At 40.4% G+C, this 3,123-nt stretch carries 3 protein-coding genes; all 3 read right to left on the bottom strand.

From position 1 onward, the window contains the following. Positions 1-295: 295 nt before the first annotated feature. Positions 296-688: a DUF4890 domain-containing protein gene (locus LN995_RS21425; RefSeq protein WP_229963139.1), complete on the bottom strand. Its 393-nt coding sequence runs from the start codon at positions 686-688 to the stop codon at positions 296-298. Positions 689-779: 91 nt separating this feature from the next. Further along, positions 780-1,487, bottom strand: coding sequence for a DUF6515 family protein (locus LN995_RS21420; protein ID WP_229963138.1), 708 nt, complete (start codon positions 1,485-1,487; stop codon positions 780-782). Positions 1,488-1,991: 504 nt separating this feature from the next. Continuing rightward, positions 1,992-2,444 carry a hypothetical protein gene (locus LN995_RS21415; RefSeq protein WP_229963137.1) on the bottom strand — a complete coding sequence of 151 codons (453 nt, stop codon included), beginning with the start codon at positions 2,442-2,444 and terminating at the stop codon, positions 1,992-1,994. Between the last annotated feature and the right edge of the window lie 679 nt (positions 2,445-3,123).

Here is a 3,123-nt window from a genome sequence, read left to right as displayed (position 1 = left end):
AAACGTCTCCAGTCAAAGGTAGCAAGTTCATACAACCTGCAGAAATTGCTGTACTTCACCCCAAAAAGAAGCCAGACAGCCGTCATGGCCCTGCCTAGGCCCGAGTTGGAGGGCGTTTTTTGCTTGCATTTTTGGCCAGACCAAGAGCTGACCGTGGAAAAAGGGATAGAAGTCAGAAGGTACGCGAGTGTTGTGCAACAGGCACACAGTTTAAAATACACTCCCTGAGATTAGTCAAGCACACTACTACTAGTCTGAACTTAATAGGTGCTTATCACTACATACATATTTTGCTTTACTGACTACTTTTTCCTTTGGAACGGCCTTTTCCTCCTCCATTACGTTCTCCCTTCCCAAGCTCATCTTTTTTGGACTGATAAACTTGCCATTGCTCTTCATTGAGTATTGATTTTAATTCGGACTCCTTTTCCCCTTGCATTACCTGCATCTGCTGACGCATTTTACTCCGGTCTTCTCCACTACTAGCTCGGTGCTCCTTCATCTTATTCATATATTTCAAATTAAGCTCCTCTACTTTTGCAGTTTGCTCATCGGAGAGCTGCAGTGCAGATTTCATTCGGGAGGCTTGCTCTTTAGCCGTTTCTGCAGGATCCATGCTTGGTCTTTGCTGAGCAAACAGGGTTTGACTAAATAATAGAAACAAACCGATTACTGCTAGTTTTCCCATTAGTTGAATTTTCATAATAAATTTGATTAAAATGTGTAAAAAATAAATATTGATTTAATTAAACCGATAAGAAGTGAATCATTGAGCTTCACTAATTTTTGCCTACTACTTCATACCGCAACTCATTGCCTATTACTAATTCTTTGTAGTAAATACCATTGGAGTGATATAACTTTTCTCCGGAGATGACTACCACTGAGGAATTTTGAGGCAGACTCGTTACCTGGGTACCTATAGCCAACTCTTGCTCTTGAGGTAACTCCACCTGACCCTTGCCCACTACTTCGTAAAATAGTGTACCATTAACAAAAACCTCCTGGTAGTACACTCCATCCAGCACATACAGTTTCTGTTCATTCACTACTATAGTCTGAGCATCCTGGGGCAATTCTGTGACTCTTGCGCCTACAGGTGGTTCAATCACTTCATACTCTTCTTCAGCCGTTTTCTTATAAAAGATACCGTTAAAGTATAAAAATGTACGTCCGCCGATAAAAACGGATTGATAATAGGTAGGAAGTCTCCTTACCCGAATCCCTATAGGAGCAGATACTACCATGTATTCGGCTCCGTAAGGTTGATAAAATATTCCATTTACATACTGGTAATTAACGCCCCGGTGCGCTACAACTATGTGTGGTTGAGTAATTTTTACCACTCTTGTGCCTCTTGCTGGAGCTTTTTTTATAACAACCACTTTTCGTCGATCATCCCGATCATGTCTTCTCTGAGCAAATGCATTAGACTGGGAAAAGACCAAAAAAGCAAATAGGATTAATAACCCATATTTAGTACTCATAGCCATTGTTATTTTATCCAATATTTGTAATGTTTTCTACTTAGATACAGGAAATGATTAATAGTTTAATGATAAGCTTTATCTAATCATATTAATTTGGTGCTTCTATCAAAGTATAATCAGCAAACCGCTGCATTGGTACAGGTGGCTTGCAAGACCAGATGATTGCAGAAGGATATTCCCACACCAAAACCTGTAAATTATCCTTCAAAAATGACCTGTGTATAGTCTGTGAGAAGAGCATATTTCTTCTTGTTAACTATCCATACCCTGCCTTTGTGCCTCTCGATGATCTGTTTGTCCCGTCCTGAAATAGGTTTACACCTAATACTAAATAACATTTACCCTATGGCACACTTGAGAAGGAGCAGCAGTTGTGGTGGCAGGTGCAGTAAAAAGTTTGCCTTACAAAACGTAAGGCAATAGAATGTGCTTATACGAATTGGTATTGACACATAAAAAAGCAAGCCGTTCAGCTTGCTTTTTTATGTATAAGGGGCTTATTTAAGCAGATTTACCATTATGTTCTCTCCTGAACTGGCCATTGTTCTTTCCGCGGTTGGCTTGCATTTGCTTGCGTTCCTCTTGGTAATTAGCGAATTGCTTTTTATTCACAATGCTTTTAAACTCTTTCTCCCAGGAAGCCTGAAGCTTTTGCATCTGCTGGCTTTGTTTTTCATTACGCTCTCTTGTATGAGCAATGCTTTCAATTTGCTTAGCATGTTTTAGGTTGAGGGCTTGTAGTTTCTTTTGTTGGGACTTGTTTAGGTCGAGCTTCTGGGTCAACTTTTCAGTGCGCTGAATAGCCCGCTGTTCAGGTGATAGTTTTGCCCGTTTCTCATTTTTAACTTGCTCTACTTTGCGGTCATTGTCTCTGCCGCCTTGTGAGCCATTTTGTGCTTGTGAAGTTCCAGCTATTGCCAAGCCGAAAGCCAACATCATTACTAACTTCTTCATCTTTTTTTGCTTTAAGGGTTTTCGTTTCTATTTCATTTCCAGATATCTAGTCTGGATGGTCTGCTATTTGCAAAGCAGGTGCCAGGAAAACCCAAAAATCCAGCCAATTCGACCAAACGGACAAAAGCTAATGTGAAACTGACAATGCAAGAAGTAAACTGTGTCTTGTCCTGATATAGATTGACAAAACCTGTCTCAAAATATGGAAGTTGCTGAGATGTATAATTGTCTCTGATCATACCTGTTGAACCAGCCGTAGGTTTGTCATCCTCTCTTCCGTTGCCTTAGTAAGCAAGGGAGCAACGACTTCCACTGCTTATTAAGGCAATGGAAGTCGTTACGGTTTTAACTGGTAGATTATGTTGTAAACTTCACTTTGTAAGCTGTAGAACAGCTTTTCGCTTCATAAAGTAGTTCCTTCTAGTAACCATTCCTGGTGTACAGCAATGACCGTTGCTGTACACCAGGAATGTGGGTGGGTTTTACGAGTTGTATAGGAGACTATGTTAAAAGCGCTTTGTGTTTGTCTCATTATTCCCTCTATTCCTGAGATCAAAGTAATAGATCTTAACGAAGAGCAGTTGCAACTTGCACCCTGTTTAGAATATACTCCTGTTTATCATAAGAGTAGTTATCGGAGAAAGGGCTCTCATTCGCTGGAATCGAAGGGTCCCGTTTT

Origin of the sequence: Pontibacter silvestris, from assembly GCF_020907275.1 — a bacterium.
Lineage (GTDB): Bacteria > Bacteroidota > Bacteroidia > Cytophagales > Hymenobacteraceae > Pontibacter > Pontibacter silvestris.
This window is presented reverse-complemented; position numbering and strand designations above follow the sequence as displayed.

What these genes read in the sequence shown, in the direction of transcription:
- LN995_RS21420 (WP_229963138.1), bottom strand. Translation starts at nt 1,487, where the DNA reads ATGAGTACTAAATATGGGTTATTAATCCTATTTGCTTTTTTGGTCTTT.
- LN995_RS21415 (WP_229963137.1), bottom strand. Translation starts at nt 2,444, where the DNA reads ATGAAGAAGTTAGTAATGATGTTGGCTTTCGGCTTGGCAATAGCTGGA.
- LN995_RS21425 (WP_229963139.1), bottom strand. Translation starts at nt 688, where the DNA reads ATGGGAAAACTAGCAGTAATCGGTTTGTTTCTATTATTTAGTCAAACC.